Origin of the sequence: Amycolatopsis sp. A1MSW2902, assembly GCF_017312175.1 — a bacterium.
In the GTDB taxonomy this organism is placed as follows: Bacteria; Actinomycetota; Actinomycetes; order Mycobacteriales; family Pseudonocardiaceae; genus Amycolatopsis; species Amycolatopsis nivea.
Genome location: NZ_QJPO01000001.1, coordinates 7398628 through 7415466, shown reverse-complemented (window position 1 = coordinate 7415466; position 16839 = coordinate 7398628). Strand labels below are relative to the sequence as shown.

The window sequence follows — 16839 nt, the reverse complement described above, 5'->3', positions numbered from 1 at the left end:
TCGTTATGTCGCGTCGATTCCACGCCCCGGTTGTTCTGCCCGCCGACCCGTCCTGCTCGCTGCTCCGCGACGCCGTCGTCGATGTCGACGACGAGGGCCGGATTTCGTTCGTCGGACCGGCTTCGACCGCGCCGGAGTTCGCCGGCGAGGTGACCCGGCTGACCGGAATCCTGTTGCCCGGCTTGGTGAACTCGCACGCGCACAGCCCGATGACGCTGCTGCGCGGCATGGGCGGCGACCTGCCGCTGCTGCGCTGGCTGCGCGAGATCATCTGGCCGACCGAGGCGAAGCTGAAGCCCGCGGACGTGCGCACCGGCATGCTGCTGGGCTCGGTCGAAATGCTCCGGCACGGCGTGACGACCAGTGCGGAAATGTATTTCGAGGGCGAGCAGCTCGTCGACGCGGTGCTCACCACCGGCGGCCGGGTGCTCGTCGCGCCGCCGGTGATCGAACTGCCCGGACTGGACTGGCGATCGACGCTCGCGGCGATCGACCGGTGGATCGACGCCGACGGGCTGCGGTTCGGTCCCGGCGAGCGGATCGAGCTGGGCTACGGGCCGCATTCGGCGTACATGCTGAACCCGGACGGCCTGCGCGCTACCGCGGAATCCGCGGCGGCCCGGGGGGCGCTGGTGCAGATCCACGTGGCCGAGGCGGCCGCGGAGGACCTGGAGCAGCGCAAGGAGCACGGGTCGGTGCCGAAGCTGCTGGATTCGCTGGGGATGTTCAACGGGCGGACGCTGGCGGCGCATTCGGTGCATTTGTCGGACGAGGACATCGCGATCTTCGCCGCCCGCGGGGTCGGGATGGCGCACTGCCCTGGGTCGAACGCGAAGCTGGCTTCGGGGATCGCCCGGATCAAGGATCTGCGGGCGGCCGGGGTCGCGATCGGCCTCGGCACCGACGGTCCGGCGTCGAACGACGACATCGACCTGTGGGAAGAGCTTCAGCTGACGGCGATGCTGGCCCGGCTGGCCAACGACGATTCGACCGTGGTGACCGCAAAGGACGTGTTCCTGATGGCCACCCGCGGCGGCGCCGAAGCGCTCGGCCGCCCCGACCTCGGCGCGCTGGAGCCGGGGCGCTGGGCCGACCTGGTGCACGTCGACCTCGACGACCCGGCCTTCGCCGCCGGTCTCGACGTGCCGGACGAGCAGTTGCTGGCGAACCTCGTGTGGGCGGCCGGGTCGCGCCGGGTGCGCGACGTGTGGGTCGCGGGCGAGCAGGTCGTCGCCGACGCCGAACCGACGCGGGTCGACCGCCGCGAGGTCCAGGCGGCGGTGGCCGACACCGCCGCCCGGCTGCGGGCCTGACCTCAGCGAGGACGGACCTGGATCTCGGTGAAGTGGGCTTCCGGGGTGGCGGTCACCGCGGTGAGCACGGCCGTCGCCACGGAGTCCGGGCGCAGGTACTTGTCGGCTTCGTACTCGCCGCCTTCCTGGGCCCGGGCCTCGCGCTGCATGTCGGTGTCGGTGCGCCCGGGGAAGACCGACGTCACGCGCAGGTCCGGTTCTTCCGCGCGGAGTGAGTCGGTGAACGCTCGGACGGCGAATTTGCTTGCCGCGTAAGGACCCCAGCCGGGGCGGGCGGTGTAACCGGCACCGGAGTTGATCACCACGACATGGCCGTTCGCGTTGCGGAGGGCGGGCAGCAGCAGACGGGTCAGCTCGGCGACCGCGATGACGTTGACCTCAAGGTTCGTGCGCCACACCGAGGACGGCGCGTCGGCGACCGTGCCGATCTTGCCGACGCCCGCGGAGTGGACCAGCACGTCGAGGCGGTCGATCTTGCTGGCCGCGGCTTCCAGGGAAGCGGCGTCGGTGAGGTCGACCGGCCATGGCTCGGCTCCGGGCAGTTCCTCGGCCACCTTCGCGAGTGCGTCGGTGTCGCGGCCGCCGAGGAGAAGACGGTGCGTCGGGGAGAGCTGATGCGCGATAGCCGCGCCGATGCCCCGCGAGGCACCGGTGATCAGGGCGAGCGGAAGGTCGGTCATACCGGCCACGGTAGGCGTCCGCCGCTGAATCGCCAGCCCGGGGAGTCGGCGATCACTTCGCCGGGGCGCAGCGGACCGCGGCCCACGGATCGCGCGGGTAGCGGATCTCCGTTCGGTCCCACGAGCCGGTGAAATTGTCGATAAACCGACTCCAAGTGAGCGGTTCGCGGGTGGAGGCCAGAACGTTCTGCACGTCGGGGCAGCGCAGCGCGACACGGGCGGCGTCGATTTCGGCGGGCTGGAACATCCGGATCTCGCCGTCGGTGGCGTAGTCGCCGTACCCGGCTTCGGCGATTTCCCAGGCCGCGACCAGCCACTTCGAGTGCCCAGGACGGCCATTGGGGATCGACGACGAGTGCGCGGCCAGGTCGCTGGCCAGGCCGTAGCCGTCGTGGATGCGCACGTCGAGGGACACGATGTTGCTGATCGCACCCATGCTGTCGGCCGCCATGGTCACGTACGGCCGGGTGGTCGGGAAGCGGAACCACTGCTTCACGTCGCCGTAGCTGTAGACGAGCACGGCTGGCTGCTTCGTCGCCTGCACCGCGTCGACGGCGTGGCGGATGATGTCCTGGCCGAGGTAATCGGTCGCCAGCACCGGATGTTCGTGTCCGGTCGCCCAGGCCCAGTAGCCGCGTTCGTCGGTGACGCTCACCGCTTGGTGGGTGCCTTCGTACGGCACGCGCAGCCAGCCGCCCGCGACTACCGACCACGCGGCGACCCCGGCGACGAACGCGATGGTCTTCCGGGTCAGCGGGATCGCCATGACCGGAAGCAGCAGCACGAACAACGCGGGCAGCAACATCCGGCCGTGCATGAAATCTCCGCCGACGCGCACGACGTACAGCGCGAGCAACAGCGCGGCAATCAACGGAGTCAGCAACAGGATCCGCGACCGGCACACCAGTACCGCGGCGATCACCAGCAGCAGCAACGGAATCCACAGCACGTACGGGCTGATCAGGTCAGCCAGATACGCGAAACCGCGTGGCCAGTCGCTGTTGGCCGCTTCCTTCGCGAGCGCGGTGTTCGGCGTGAGCAGCCCGTAGTAGCCCATCCGAAACACCTGGTACGCCACCGGAATCGCGATTCCCGCGCCGAGCCAGCCCAGTGCGGCAAGCCATCGCGGGCGGAGCAAAAGCACCAGGGCGACGAAGCCGACCATGCTGAACAACGCCAGGTCCGGCCGGACGAGCGGGCCGAGTCCGAGCACGATCGCGGTGGCGACCGGCGTTTTGCCGCGCACCAGCAGCCACCAGCTCAGTCCGAGCCACAGCAACACCAGTCCGGTTTCCAGCCCGGAAGTCGCGAAATCGCGGAACGGCGGGAGCGCGCACACGATCAGCGCGCCGGCGGGTGCCACGGGTCCGGCGTAGAGCCGGCGGGCGCCGTCCAGGCCGAAGAACAGGCCGCCGACGGCGCACAGCAGGCCGGTGATCACCGCGATCCATTCGAGCGGCGGTCCGGGAATCGTGCCGATTCCGGCGAGCAGCCAGGTCCACAACGGACTCGTGCTCGCCTCGACGCGCTCGCCGACGTTGAACACCGGACCGTTCCCGGCGAGGATCTGCCGGACGGTGCGGAGCACGAGCAGCCCGTCGTCGCTCATCCACCGGCGCTGCCAGGCGAGCACCGTGTACAGCACGAGAACCGCCCCGGCGGCGGCCCACGTCCAGGTCATCGGGCGGCGGTACCACGGGAGCGGGTCGGCGGGCAGGCGGGCGGCCGCGGTCATGATTGGTCCAGACCTCCCCGAGACGTGACGTGCAGCCACAGTCTCGCATCCGCCGGGAAGCGACGCCGCGCGGTCGCCGTCAGCGGTCGGCCGAGGCGGAGGCGGTCGGCATCGGCGGCCCGCTCGGCGCGGGCGGGACGGTCGGCGCCGGCGGGGCGAGGCCGATGTCCAGGTCCATCCGCTCGCGCTCCTTGCCGCCGAGGGTGAACGGCGAGGTGCAGCCGGTCGCCGGGTCGACGGCCGAGTCCAGCCCCGGTGCGCCCGCGCCGCGCTGGGTGACGGTGAGCCCGTCCGGCAGCTTCGAGATGTCGAAGCACACCTGGTAGGTGCCGTCCTTGCGCTGGTCGAACAGGTAGCTGCCGTCGGCGTTCGTGCGCGCGGTGGCGACGGTGCCGCCCGCGCCGTCCTTGAGCGTGACCGGCAGCTCCGGGAAGCCGGGTTCGTCGTCGTCCTGCGTGCCGTTGCGGTTCAGGTCTTTCCACGCGCGGTCGCCGATCTTGCCGACCGCGGGCTGCGGCGTGACGGTGACCGTCGCGGTGGCCTTCTGCTCGGCGAGCGGGCCGCCCGGGCCGGTGCCGGTGACCTTCGCGGTGTTGACGTGCCCGTTGTCGTCCTCGGTGAGGTTCGGGTGGTCACAGGTGAGTTCCCGCGACGCGTTGGCGGCGAGGTCGAACGCGCCGGGGAGACCGGAGCACCACGGGTCCTTCACGAGCAATCCGGTGAGCGGCTGAGACCCGGTGTTGGAGACGGAAATGCGGAAGTGCGCGGCGTCGCCGGCCGGGATGGCAGCCGACGGGCCCCACGTTCCGTCCGCCGGATTCCGCACCTCCATCTTCACCGCGAACGCGGCGAGGGCCACGTGCACGCAGTCCCACAGCACCCAGTTGTGGTTGGTGTTGGCGAAAAACGAGACCGCCGCGGTGTCCTCCGGCGCGGTGAACGGCGGCAGTTGCTGTTGCGCGAGCCTGCCGTCGGACGCGACGTCGTGCGTGACCGCGAGCGGTTTCTCCGCCAGTACGCGCCCAGTACGGTCCGCGAAGCGCAGCCCGGTGGTCGCGCTCGCGCGCGAACCGAGGCCGGATTGCGCCGTCCCCGCCCACACCGACAGCGAGTATTGCCCGCCAGGCACCGCTTTCACCTGCTGGGCAGCCGAGCTGACCCGGCCGTCCGGCGTCTGGATCTGGGCGTTGACGTGCCCGTCGACCGCGTGCGCGGTGCTGGTGACGAGCTTCGGCACCCGGTCCGGCGGGGTGCTGCGCGGAACCGGCGCGGCGGGGCTGAACAGGTACCCGCTCGGCGCTCCGCCGGGCGAACCGGCGTCCTCCACGCTCGGGTTGGCCGCGATGCCGCCGCACTCCGGAGCCCCCTCGGCGGGAGCAGACCCGGGAGTGACGACGGCGAGCGCGCCGACCAGCATCGCAGTGCCCGCCGCCGCGCCCGCCGTGCGTCCGATCGCGACTTTCCTTGCCCGCCTCACGCGGTGAAGCTAGACCCAGCAAGCCCGATCGGCGGTAAGAAACACCCCAAAGTGTTACCGGTGCCCGATCCGACCCGGCAATCCGAAGGCACCCTTCTTCCAGACCGACACGATCGCCGGCCGCGGCTGGGAGCTTCCGCCGTCCGGCCAGTGCGAGGTCGGGTTCGCCGAACTCGGCGCGTCCTCGCCGGGGTGCTGCACCGCAACGAGCACCAGGTTCTCGGTGACGACCGGACCGCACGTCTCGGCGCCGACCGGCACGGACAGGAACTGCTTCACGTGCCCGCGCTCCGGTCCAGTCACCGGGACCGAGAAGAGGCCGTCGTTCGCGCCGAGGGTGTTGCCGTCGGTCGAGATCCACAGGTTGCCGTGCGGGTCGAAGGCCACGTTGTCCGGGCACGAGATCGGGCTGACCTGGTCCTTCGGGAAACCGCCGAAGTAGGTGTCGGCCGTGGCCGGGTCGCCGCAGACGAGCAGCAGCCGCCAGGAGAACCGGGTCGCGGCCGAGTCGCCGCGGTCCTCGTCCCATTCCAGGACGTGCCCGTTTTTGTTGCGGGTGCGCGGATTCGCCTCGTCCGGAGCCGCCTTGCCCGCCGCGCCGCGGTCGGAGTTGTTGGTGAGCGCGGCGTAGATCCGGCCGTTGACCGGGTTCGGCTCGATGTCCTCCGGACGGTCCATTTTGGTCGCCCCGGCGCGGTCGGCGGCCTGGCGGGTGAACACGTAGACCTCCTCCGCGGTGAATCCGTCCACAAAGGACTTGTCGCCGCTGGCGAGGGGAATCCACTCGCCGGTCCCGTCGAACTCGCCGTCGGCGGGCAGCTTGCCGGAACCGTCGATCTCGCCCGGGCTGTTGCCGGAGAACTTCGCGACGTACAGGGTTCCGTCGTCCAGCAGCGCCGAGTTGTGCCGCCGGGCGAGCGCGGAATGCCCCTTCTTGTACTTGCCCTTCGACACGAATTTGTAGATGTACTCGAACCGCTCGTCGTCGCCGGAGTACACCGCGACCCGGCCGTCCGCAGTGATCTTGACGTTCGCCGCCTCGTGCTTGAACCGGCCGAGCGCGGTGTGCTTGACCGGCGTGGAATGCGGGTCGTTCGGGTCGATTTCCACGACCCAGCCGAACCGGTTGGGCTCGTTGGGCTCGCGCGAAACGTCCCAGCGCTGGTCGAAGCGCTCCCACTTGCGCGTGCTCTCACCGGTGCCGATCGCGTACCGCTTGAGCCGCGCGGCCTCCGTCGGGTCGGACACCTTGTCCGCGTGCGCGAAGTACTGGTGGAAGTTCTCCTCGCCGGACAACACGGTGCCCCACGGCGTGACGCCGCCGGAGCAGTTGTTCTGCGTGCCGCGCACGCGCTTGCCGGACGGGTCGGCCGACGTCTTGAGGTACTTCGAACCCGCCGCCGGACCGCGCACCTCGAAAATCGTGTCGAGCGTGATCCGCCGGTTCAGCGGGCTCGGAACGGTGCGCAGCGCGCCGCCGATCGGGTCGCGCAGGGTCTGCAGCACCGACAGTCCGTGCGCCGCCCAGGCGATCTTCACCTGCTCCTCGGTGGGGTTGGCCGGGTCGTACTGATCGGCCGGGAAGAGGTGCACCTCGGTGGTGTACTCGTGGTTGACCACCAGCAGATTGCGCAGGCCGAGCGGGTCCTGCGGGATCAGGCCGACGAAGTCGTTGTTGTAGCCGAACTGCTTGGCCTGCGCGGCCGCGGTCTGCTTGCGGAAATCGAACTTCGGCGCGCCGGGGACCACCGGGTCGCCCCAGCGGATCACCACGTGCTGGGCGTACCCGTCGGGGATGCTGACGGCGTCGAGTTTGTTCGGCGGCACCGGCGTGAAGTCGGTGCCGGGCACGGTGCGGCCTTTCGCCAACGGCACAGGGGCCTGGGTCGGCGTGGCCGCGGCGGCGGTGCCGGACAGCGCGGCGAACCCGCCCGCGGCCGCGGCCATCACCGCGCCGGCCTTGAACACGCCGCGCCGCGAGACGCCCTTGGCGATGTCGCCGAAGTATTCGTTGCCGGTCGGGTTCGGGGCCTCGTGCGCGCACGCGTTGCCGCAGCGGTACTCGCAGGTGATCGGTGACCGGCCGCCGGAATGCGCGGTGAACAAGGGCAGCAGTCGTCCGGGCTCCAGGGACACGGGGCCTCCAGGGTCGCTTCTCGGTGGGAACCCGGCGACCGTATGCGGCGAAAACCCCCTGAATCAGACCAAAAGGTTAACGGCGGATGTATTCGCGCAAAGACGGCGATCGCCCCCGAACAGACAGTCCGGGGGCGATCGCCGAGTGTCGCGAAACGGCTCAGAACTCCTCGTCGCCGACGAGCGCGGCCTCCTTCGGCACGGTGTGCGGGTCGGCCTTCTTCTCGCGCTGCGAAAGCAGCACGGCGGCGATCACGCAGAGCACGGCGGCGACCAGGAACGGACCCTGCTCCCAGCCCATCCACTCGGCGACGTGCCCGACGAGCGTCGCCGCGATCGCGCCGCCGAACCAGCGGCAGAAGTTGTACCCGGCGCTCGCGACCGGCCGCGGCGCGTCGCTGATCGACATCGCGGTCCCGGTGAAGAGCGTGTTCAGCAGCCCGGAAACCAGCCCGGACACGATGATCCCGACGACCACCACCGGCTTGCTCGGGATGGCGAGCACCAGCATCAGCACCGTGTACCCGGTCACCGCCAGCGCGGCCGCGTGCCGTTCGCCGAAGCGGGCGGCCATCTTCGGCGCGAGCACCACGCCGGCGATCGCCACGCACAGGCCCCAGCCGCAGAAGATCAGGCCGACCGCGATGGCGTTCCAGCCGAGCACGAACGGGGACCAGGCGAGCACCGCGAAGAAGGCGGCGGTGTAGAGCGCCGAGGCGATCGACGTCCGCAGCAGACCGGGGTGCTTGAGCGCGCGGATCGGGTCGAGCAGCTTGATCGGTTCGCGTTTCTCGTGCGAGTCGCTCTTCAGGAAGATCGAGCACAGCACCAGCGCGGCGATCATCAGCACGGCGGTGCCGAGGAACGGACCGCGCCACGAGATCGTGCCCAGCAACGCCCCGAGCAGCGGGCCGACCGCGAGCCCGACGCCGAGCGCTGCCTCGTAAAGCAGGATCGCGCCGGATTGGCCGCCGGTCGCCGCGCCGACGATCACCGACAGCGCGGTGGCGATGAAGAAGGCGTTGCCCAGCCCCCACACCGCACGCAGGCCGACGAGCTGTTCGATCGAACCCGCCGCGGCGCACAGCGCGGTCGCGGCGACGATCAGGGTCAGCCCGACCAGCACGGTCCGCTTGGCCCCGAACCGGGCGGACATCGCGCCGGTGAAGAGCATCGCGATCACCTGCACGCCGAGATACGACGTGAACAGCAGCGTGACCTGGGACGGCGAAGCGTTCAGCCCTTTGGCGATGGACAGCAGGATCGGGTCGACGAGGCCGATGCCCATGAACGCGATGACCGCGGCGAACGCGGTGATCCACACCTGTTTGGGCTGGCCCTTGACCGCGTCCAGCAGGCTCGAGTGGTGCTCAGCGCTCATCGCGGATCAGTTCCTCCTTCAGACATGACAGCGAGTTCCGCGGCGGGGTCGTCACGGTGGAAGTCGGCGATCAGCTTGGTGAGCGCGGGGAGCGCGGCGTCGATGGCGGCGCGCTCGTCCGGGTCGAGCCGGTCGAGCCGCGCCCGCAGCTCCGCCTCCCGGCCCGCGATCATCTCGGCGTAGAACCGCTCGCCTTCCGGGGTGGCTTCCACGAGCACGGCGCGCCCGTCGTCGGGATCGGGACGGCGGGTCACCATGCCGAGCCGTTCGAGCCTGCGCACGACGTCGGTCATCGACGGCATCCGCACGCGCTCGAGGCTCGAGAGCCTGCTCATCCGGCTCGGTCCCCGGCCGACCAGCTCCGACAGCACCGATCCCTGGGTCAGGGTCAGCAGCTGCGCGGATTCGCGGCGCACCAGGTAGTACAGCCGGAACACCACCGGCCGCAGCCGGTGCGCCAGGTCGCCCATCGAGGAAGTCACTTAGCTAGGCTAACAAGAATTAGTTAGGGTGGCGAAGTAATTCGGCTCACAAGGTGGTCCAGTCCAGGACCCCTAGGCTGGACCAGTGGATGCGGTGATCTTCGACCTCGACGGCGTGCTGGTGGACTCCGAGACGACGTGGGACGAGGTGCGCCGCGCGGTCGTCGCCGAGCACGGCGGGACCTGGCGGCCCGAGGCGACCCGCGCCCAGCAGGGGATGAGCACGCCGGAATGGGCGAACTACCTGGTGGAAACCCTGGGCGCGCAGCTCACCCCGGACGAGATCGCGCGCACCGTGATCGACGAGATGGCCGCCCGCTACGCGGACCGGCCGCCGGTGATCGACGGCGCGGACCAGGTCGTCCGCGAAATCTCCCGGCACTGGCCGGTCGCGATCGCCAGTTCGTCGCCGCCGGTGCTGATCCACTCGTTCCTGACCGCGTGCGACCTGACGTCGCTGGTCCCGGTCGCGGTGTCGAGCGAGGAAGTGGCCGCGGGCAAGCCGGCGCCGGACGTCTATCTGCGCGCGGCGATGCTGCTGAACGTCGAAGCGTCCCGCTGCGCCGCGGTCGAGGACTCGACCAACGGCCTGCGCGCGGCGTTCGCGGCGGACATGAAGGTGTTCGCGGTGCCGAACCCGCATTTCCCGCCGGACCCGGATGCGCTGCGGGACGCCACGGTGCTGCCGAATCTGGCCGCGCTGCCCGCCGCTCTCCGCGAGTGACGCAGCCCACAGCGGCAAATAACCCCAAATCGGTCGCAGCCGGTATCCGCCCGGTCGCGCAGTGCCATCCTGAACGCCTGCCAACAAGATCGGCGCAAGGGGTGGAAATGGCTGCACCGGACCAGGATTGGGACATCGTCAGCAGCGTCGGACTGACCGCGCTCGGGGTCGCGGCGGGCCGGGCGATCGCGACGGTGTCCCCGGATCCGCTGATCGAAGACCCGTATGCGGCGGAGTTCGTCCGCGCCGCGAACCCGCCGCGGCCGATGCCGGTCGAACCGGTCGACGACGCGCTCTGGACGGCGATGGCCGCGTATCTCGCGGTGCGGTCCCGGTTCTTCGACGAGGTGGTCACCGGGACGGAGGCGCCGCAGGTCGTGATCCTCGCGGCCGGGCTCGACGCCCGCGCCTACCGGCTGGACCTGTCCGGCCGCGACGTCTTCGAGGTCGACCAGCCGCGAGTGCTCGCGTTCAAACAGGACGTCCTGGACGGACTCGGCGCGGCCCCGCGCTGCCGCCGCCACGCGATCGGAGCCGACCTGCGCGAGGACTGGCCCGCCGCCTTGGAAAACGCCGGATTCGACCGCGGCCGCCCGGCAGTGTGGATCGCCGAGGGATTGCTGCCGTACCTGCCCCCGCGGGCGGAGGAGCTGCTGTTCGACCTCGTGCACGCCCGCAGCGCGCCGGGCAGCCGGATCGGCATCGAGCACATCCCCGACCTCGGCAGCACCGACATCCTCGACACCATCCGGTCGTCGGACGCGGGAGCGCGGCTGGGCCTCGACGTGAACGACGTGCTTTCGACCGAACCGCGCCGCAACCCGGTCGAATGGCTCGCCCGGCAAGGCTGGCAGACGACCGTCGACCGCGCGGGCGATCTCGCCGCCAGTTACGGCAAGCACCTGCCCGACCCGCTCGGCGACGCCATGACCAAAACCGAACTGGTCACCGCCGACCTGCCCTAAACGCCGAGAAGGACTCCCTGCAGGCATTCCCGCAAGGAGTCCTTCACGGACGGTCAGGCTGGGATCAGCGCTCCACGTCGCCGCGGATGAAGGCGTCGACCGCGTCGCGGGCGGTCGAGTCGTCGTACTGCTCCGGCGGCGACTTCATGAAGTAGGACGAGGCGGACAGGATCGGGCCGCCGATGCCGCGGTCCTTGGCGATCTTCGCCGCGCGCACCGCGTCGATGATGATGCCCGCCGAGTTGGGGGAGTCCCACACCTCGAGCTTGTACTCCAGGTTCAGCGGCACGTCGCCGAACGCGCGGCCCTCGAGGCGGACGTAGGCCCACTTGCGGTCGTCGAGCCACTGCACGTAGTCCGACGGTCCGATGTGGACATTGCCCTTGCCGAGCTCGCGGTCCACCTGCGACGTGACCGACTGGGTCTTCGAGATCTTCTTCGACTCGAGCCGCTCGAGCTCCTTCATGTTCAGGAAGTCCATGTTCCCGCCCACATTGAGCTGCATCGTGCGGTCGAGCTGCACGCCGCGGTCCTCGAACAGCTTCGCCAGCACGCGGTGCGTGATGGTGGCGCCGACCTGGGACTTGATGTCGTCGCCGACGATCGGGACGCCCGCGTCCTCGAACTTCTTCGCCCACTCCGGGTCGGAGGCGATGAACACCGGCAGCGCGTTGACGAACGCGACGTTCGCGTCGATCGCGGCCTGCGCATAGAACTTGTCGGCCTCTTCGGACCCGACGGGAAGATAGGAGACGAGCACGTCGACCCGCGCGTCGCGCAGCGCGGCGACCATGTCGACCGGAGCCTCGTCGGACTCCTCGATGGTCTCGCGGTAGAAGCGGCCGAGGCCGTCGAAGGTGTGCCCGCGCTGGACGGTGACGCCGAGCGGCGGCACGTCGGCGATCTTGATCGTGTTGTTCTCGCTGGCGGAGATCGCCTCCGAGAGGTCCCGGCCGACCTTCTTCGCGTCGACGTCGAACGCGGCGACGAACTCGATGTCGCGCACGTGGTAGTCGCCGAACTGGACGTGCATCAAACCGGGGACGCGCGCACCGGGATCCGCGTCGCGGTAGTACTGCACACCCTGGACCAGCGACGAGGCGCAGTTGCCGACGCCCACGATGGCCACCCGAACGCGGCGGTTCTCGCCCATGCCGGTTTCTCCTTCAATCTCATTCACTTGCATCTGCAGGTCTGCCGCCCCGTTGCGGCCCGCCGCTCAACTCGGTCCCGGCTGCTCCGGGCCGCGCTGCTCGGCTTGTTCGTGCGCGATCAGCTCGTTGAGCCAGCGCACCTCCCGCTCGCTCGACTCCAGCCCCAGCCGGTGCAGCTCGCGGGTGTAGCGGTCGATCTTCTCCTCGGCCCTGGCCAGCGCGTCCCGCAAGCCTTCGCGCCGCTCCTCGACGCGGCGGCGGCGGCCCTCCAGGATTCGCATCCTGACGTCGGCCGGTGTCCGCGAGAAGAACGCCAGGTGGACGCCGAATCCCTCGTCGTCCCACGTCTGCGGTCCCGCGTCGCCGAGCAGTTCGGCGAAGCGTTCCTTGCCCTCGGCGGTGAGCTTGTAGACGCGGCGGCCGCGCCGGGACCACGCCCGGTCGTCCGCCTCGTCGAACTCCTCGACGAGGTAACCGGCCCGCAGCAGCCGGCGCAAGGTCGGATACAGCGAGCCGTACGAGAACGTCCGGAACATCCCGAGCGTCTCGTGCAAACGTTTGCGCAGCACGTACCCGTGCATGGGCGCCTCGTGCAGCAATCCGAGGATCGCGAGTTCGAGCACACCACACCCCATTCCGGGAATACGCCGCGGCCAGCCTCGTTGATCACCGGGACCGGCTCAGCCAACCTACTCGCCGATTATATCGCGCCGATACATCGAAGTGGCGGAAGTAACCCGCGACCAGCATCCGCCCGCCGATCCGTGATCAGAGCGTTATCTAACTTTCGGCGTGTCCGAACGGTCGCCCAGGGTGCGGGAAAGCAGGGGGCACCGCGGACACAGCAAGAGCCCGTACTCTGTCCTCGTGCGAAACCAGCGGCAGGTTGTGGATTACGCCTTGCAGCGCCGTGCGCTGCTGGCCGGCGTCCGCTCCGGGCGCGTCGGAGACCACGAGGTCTGCGACGCGAGCCCATACCTGCTCCGCGCGGCGAAATTCCACGGCAGACCCGAGGACCGGGCCTGTCCGATGTGCCGCCGGGCTCCGCTGCACCTCGTCTCCTGGGTGTACGGCGACGAGCTGAAGCACGTCTCGGGATCGGCACGCACCCCCGCCGAACTCGCCCGGATGTCGGGGATTTTCGGGGAGTTCACCGTCTATGACGTAGAGGTGTGCCGGACGTGCCATTGGAACCATCTGGTCCTGTCCTATGTCCTCGGCACGGGAGAGCCCCAGCCGACCCGGCCGCGAAGGACTGCCGGGCAGTGACGAGTACCACAACCGCTGCAGAACGCGGGGCGGCGCCAGTGCAGACAGTGCTGCCTTCGGAGGCCCATTCGTGAACGACGACCGCAACCGCTCCTGGCCGAGCCAGGAGCCAGATGCACCTCGCCGTGCCCGGCGACCGCAGGAGGACCCCGGTCCCGCCTGGCCAGCCGACGACGCGCCCCGGCGCCCCGCACCGCCCCGCCGTCCTCCCGCGGGCGGCCCGCGTCCGCCGCGCGCCCCGCGAGCCGAAGCCGGTCCCGAATGGCCGAGCGGCGACGAAGGCGGTCCGCAGTGGCCCGCCGACGAACCGCGCCGTCCGCAGCGCCCGCCGCAGAACCGCGCGCCGCAAGGCCGTCCGCCCCAGGGCCCCGGCCCGCAGGACCGCGGTTCGGGCACCCGTGCGTCGCAGATCCTCGACGGACAGGGCGCGCCGCCTCCGCGTCGCCAGCCGCCTGCCGGACGCCCCGGTCCCAACGGCGGCCCGAACGGCGGTCCCAACGGGAACGCCACCCAGGGCTTCCGGCAGCCGCCGCCCGGCGGACGGCCGCCCCAAGGCCGCCGGGTCCCCCCGCCGCCTCCGCCGTCCTATCCGGAAGCGGAGCGCGAACCGGACCTGATCACGCACGCCGCGCACAACGGCTACGCCCCCTACGACGACCGGTACGACGACGACCACTACGACCCGTACGACGAGGAAACCCGCCTCGCGCAGTACTCGGACGACGCGGACTTCGAGGACGACCCGGAAGGCGAGGAGGACGGCAAGAAGTCCAAGATCCCGCTCTCGCCGATGCAGCGCCGCAAACGCCGGTGGAAGATCGTCCGGCGCGTGCTGTACGCGATGTTCGGCCTGTTCGTCGTGGTGCCCGCGATCGCGTTCGTGATCACCTATTTCACCGTCGACGTGCCCTCGCCGCAGGAAGTGCTCGCGAAGCAGAGCCAGCCGATCACCTTTTATTACGCCGACAAATCGGTGATGGGCCGGGTAGTCCCGGAGGGCGGCGACCGCGAGCTGCTGCAGCCCAACCAGGTGCCCGAGGTCGTCAAGCACGCCGTGTACGCGGCGGAGGACGCGACCTTCGAGACCAACTCGGGCTTCAACGTGATGGCGATCCTGCGGTCGGTCTTCAACCAGGCGACCGGCGGCACCGGCGGCGGTTCGACCATTTCGCAGCAGTACATCAAGCAGGCGACCAAGAACGACGCCCCGACGCTGACGCGTAAGTGGACCGAGCTGGCGAAGTCGTTCAAGCTCAACAACGAGACGTCCAAATCGGACATCATCACCGGCTACCTGAACATCGTCTTCTTCGGCCGCGGCTCGAACGGCATCGCCGCCGCGTCGAAGGCGTACTTCGGCAAGGACGTCAGCCAGCTCAACGCTTCCGAGGCGGCGCTGCTCGCCGGGATGATCCAGGGCCCGAGCCGCGACCGCGACACCGCGTACGTCCAGAAGCGGTGGAGCTACGTGATGGACCAGATGGTGGCCAACCACTGGCTCTCGCCCGCCGACCGCAAGGCCGCGCAGCTTCCCACGATGATCCCGCGCGATTCGCAGAAAAAGGAGAACGCGGGCACGCTGGACTACTTCATCCAGCAGCGCATCCTCGACGAGCTGAAAGACAAGGGCTACGACGAGGACAAGCTGTACTCCACCGGCGCGAAGATCTACACCACGATCGACCCGAACGCACAGAAGACCGCGGTGCAGGCAGTCCAGGACAACATGGAGGGCCAGACCGACGAGAACCTCCGGGGAGCGCTGGTCGCCGTCGACCCGAGAACCGGGGGCGTGCTCGCCTATTACGGCGGGCCGACCACGGTGAAGAACGACGCGGGCAAGGACGTGCTCGCCACCGACTGGGCGAACACCCCGCAGAACCCCGGCTCGTCGATGAAGGCCTACGACCTCACCGCCTGGCTCAAAATGGGCAAGGGGCTCGGCGAAACCTTCGACGGCACCAACAACCGCGAACTCGGCGGGCGCGTGGTCCGCAACGCGGGCGAGAGCGCCAGCTGCGGTCCGCAGTGCACGGTCAAGAAGGCCATGGAGGTCTCGGCGAACACCGTGTTCTACGACATGGTGCTGAACTGGACGAAACCGGCCAGGGTCGCGGAAGCCGCGAAGGAGGCGGGCGTGATTCCCGCCCCGAAGGGCAAGGCCAAGCTCGGCACGAGCGACGCCAACATCGCCCTCGGCGGTGGCGCCACCTCGGTCACCCCGGAGGACATGGCCGCCGGCTATTCGTCGTTCGCCTCCGGCGGCCTGCGCCGTGACCAGCACTTCGTCGCGAAGCTCACCAACTCCCAGGACGAGGTCATCTTCGACGACACCAACGGGCAGGGAAAGCCCGCGTTCGACGACAGCGCGGACAAGAGCAAGCAGATCGCGGGCAACGTGACCGACGCGCTCATCCCGGTCATCGCCGAATCGCACCTCAAGTGCCCGAGCGGCCACGAGTGCGCGGGCAAGACCGGTACCCAGCAGTACGACCCAAAGGACAGCGACCCGAGTTCGTACAGGGACCGCAACGCCCAGACCTGGATGGTCGGGTACACGCCGTCGGTGTCGGCCGCGGTCTGGGTCGGCGGCGACGGCAACAAGCCGCTGCACGACAAGAACGGCAAACCGATCTACGGCAAGACGGTCGCGGGGCCGGCCTGGCAGGACTTCCTCACGAACTACCTGAAGGACAAGCCGGGCGAGAAGTTCGACAAGGTGCAGCCGATCGGCAAGGACGCGGACGAGGTCGTCACCTCGAGCAAGGCGCCCCCGCCGCCGCGCGAGACGTCCAGCGAGCAGGCTCCGCCGCCGTCCACGACGTCCTCGTCGTCGGCACCGCCGACCAGCTCGTCGCATCCGCCGTCCTCGACGACGACCAGCCCGACCAAACCGGGCGGCATCTTCGGCGGCGGCACCGAAGGCGGCAACCCCGGCAGCGGGGGCGGTCCCGTGGTGAACGGCGAACCGCCGCGGCGCACCGGCTGACCCGCGCCCGAACCCCGACTGTGCCGATCGTTACTAATCCGACCACAGCCACGGCCGAATGACTTCGCTGCAACGGTTACGTGCCGCTGCGGGGTCGGCCTACTTTTGGTCGGATTAGTAAAAGAGGCTCCTCTCCACCGCGGAGAGGAGCCTCTTTTTGCCGGTACCGCCCGGCTGGGGGTGCGGTAGGTTCACCGACGGTCTCCTCCCCCGCGAAGGGGATCGGCCAGGAGAGTGAACCTCGACCGGGGTTGCCGCGTCTGGTCATCAGAGGGCCTTCTGCGTCCGCAGGCTGCCCGTGTCCGAGAAGAGGATCCGCAGTGAACGACGACCGCAGCCGCTCCTGGCCCGACCGGGATCCCGACCCGCGGCGTCAACCACCTCCGTCCCAGCCCGGACCGCCGCCGTGGGCGCGCGGCCCGCAGCGTCCCGCCGCCGGCCCGACCGGCCCGGCGGGTTCACCGCCGCCGCCCGGCCGCCGTCCGCCGCCTCCCGGACGCCGCCCGGTTCCGCCGCCGCAGCGCGAGCCGGAGC

The 16839-nt window shown here is 70.0% G+C and carries 13 protein-coding genes; 5 read left to right on the top strand and 8 right to left on the bottom strand.

The annotated features are described in order from the left end of the window. The first annotated feature begins 5 nt into the window (after positions 1-5). Positions 6-1313, top strand: a complete 1308-nt coding sequence (locus DMP23_RS34495; protein ID WP_275293343.1) for an amidohydrolase family protein — start codon at positions 6-8, stop codon at positions 1311-1313. A gap of 2 nt (positions 1314-1315) precedes the next feature. Here DMP23_RS34495 and DMP23_RS34490 read toward each other — a convergent pair whose 3' ends face one another. From DMP23_RS34490 to DMP23_RS34465, 6 genes are all read right to left on the bottom strand, one after another. After that, the gene (locus tag DMP23_RS34490) at positions 1316-1993 is read right to left on the bottom strand and encodes an SDR family oxidoreductase (protein ID WP_037809047.1); all 678 of its coding nucleotides are present in this window, start codon (positions 1991-1993) and stop codon (positions 1316-1318) included. 52 nt (positions 1994-2045) lie between these two features. Further along, positions 2046-3728: a hypothetical protein gene (locus DMP23_RS34485; RefSeq protein ID WP_337823564.1), complete on the bottom strand. Its 1683-nt coding sequence runs from the start codon at positions 3726-3728 to the stop codon at positions 2046-2048. A 79-nt stretch (positions 3729-3807) separates the two neighbouring features. Continuing rightward, positions 3808-5205 (bottom strand): DUF7850 domain-containing protein, encoded by a 1398-nt coding sequence (locus DMP23_RS34480; protein ID WP_337823563.1) that lies wholly within the window; start codon positions 5203-5205, stop codon positions 3808-3810. A gap of 54 nt (positions 5206-5259) precedes the next feature. After that, positions 5260-7341: a PhoX family protein gene (locus tag DMP23_RS34475; protein ID WP_337823562.1), complete on the bottom strand. Its 2082-nt coding sequence runs from the start codon at positions 7339-7341 to the stop codon at positions 5260-5262. A gap of 160 nt (positions 7342-7501) precedes the next feature. Then, the gene (locus DMP23_RS34470) at positions 7502-8722 is read right to left on the bottom strand and encodes an MFS transporter (protein WP_037809052.1); all 1221 of its coding nucleotides are present in this window, start codon (positions 8720-8722) and stop codon (positions 7502-7504) included. After that, the gene (locus DMP23_RS34465; protein ID WP_037809053.1) at positions 8719-9204 is read right to left on the bottom strand and encodes a MarR family winged helix-turn-helix transcriptional regulator; all 486 of its coding nucleotides are present in this window, start codon (positions 9202-9204) and stop codon (positions 8719-8721) included. The genes DMP23_RS34470 and DMP23_RS34465 overlap by 4 nt, the downstream gene beginning before the upstream one ends. 85 nt (positions 9205-9289) lie before the next feature. Between DMP23_RS34465 and DMP23_RS34460 the strand changes: the two genes are divergently transcribed. Both DMP23_RS34460 and DMP23_RS34455 read left to right on the top strand, forming a co-directional pair. After that, positions 9290-9928, top strand: coding sequence for an HAD family hydrolase (locus DMP23_RS34460; RefSeq protein ID WP_337823561.1), 639 nt, complete (start codon positions 9290-9292; stop codon positions 9926-9928). 107 nt (positions 9929-10035) lie between these two features. Beyond that, on the top strand, positions 10036-10893 hold the full coding sequence (locus DMP23_RS34455) for an SAM-dependent methyltransferase (RefSeq protein ID WP_337823560.1): 858 nt from the start codon (positions 10036-10038) through the stop codon (positions 10891-10893). A gap of 64 nt (positions 10894-10957) precedes the next feature. On the opposite strand, the gene DMP23_RS34450 is transcribed toward DMP23_RS34455, so the two are convergent. Both DMP23_RS34450 and DMP23_RS34445 read right to left on the bottom strand, forming a co-directional pair. Continuing rightward, positions 10958-12046 carry an inositol-3-phosphate synthase gene (locus DMP23_RS34450; RefSeq protein WP_037809059.1) on the bottom strand — a complete coding sequence of 363 codons (1089 nt, stop codon included), beginning with the start codon at positions 12044-12046 and terminating at the stop codon, positions 10958-10960. 66 nt (positions 12047-12112) lie between these two features. Next, positions 12113-12670 (bottom strand): PadR family transcriptional regulator, encoded by a 558-nt coding sequence (locus DMP23_RS34445; RefSeq protein WP_037716279.1) that lies wholly within the window; start codon positions 12668-12670, stop codon positions 12113-12115. Positions 12671-12914: 244 nt separating this feature from the next. Between DMP23_RS34445 and DMP23_RS34440 the strand changes: the two genes are divergently transcribed. Together DMP23_RS34440 and DMP23_RS34435 are read left to right on the top strand one after the other, a co-directional pair. Next, complete coding sequence (locus tag DMP23_RS34440) at positions 12915-13316, top strand: DUF5318 domain-containing protein (RefSeq protein WP_043831456.1); 402 nt, start codon at positions 12915-12917, stop codon at positions 13314-13316. Between the two features lie 70 nt (positions 13317-13386). Continuing rightward, the gene (locus DMP23_RS34435; protein ID WP_337823559.1) at positions 13387-16305 is read left to right on the top strand and encodes a transglycosylase domain-containing protein; all 2919 of its coding nucleotides are present in this window, start codon (positions 13387-13389) and stop codon (positions 16303-16305) included. Positions 16306-16839 lie beyond the last annotated feature (534 nt).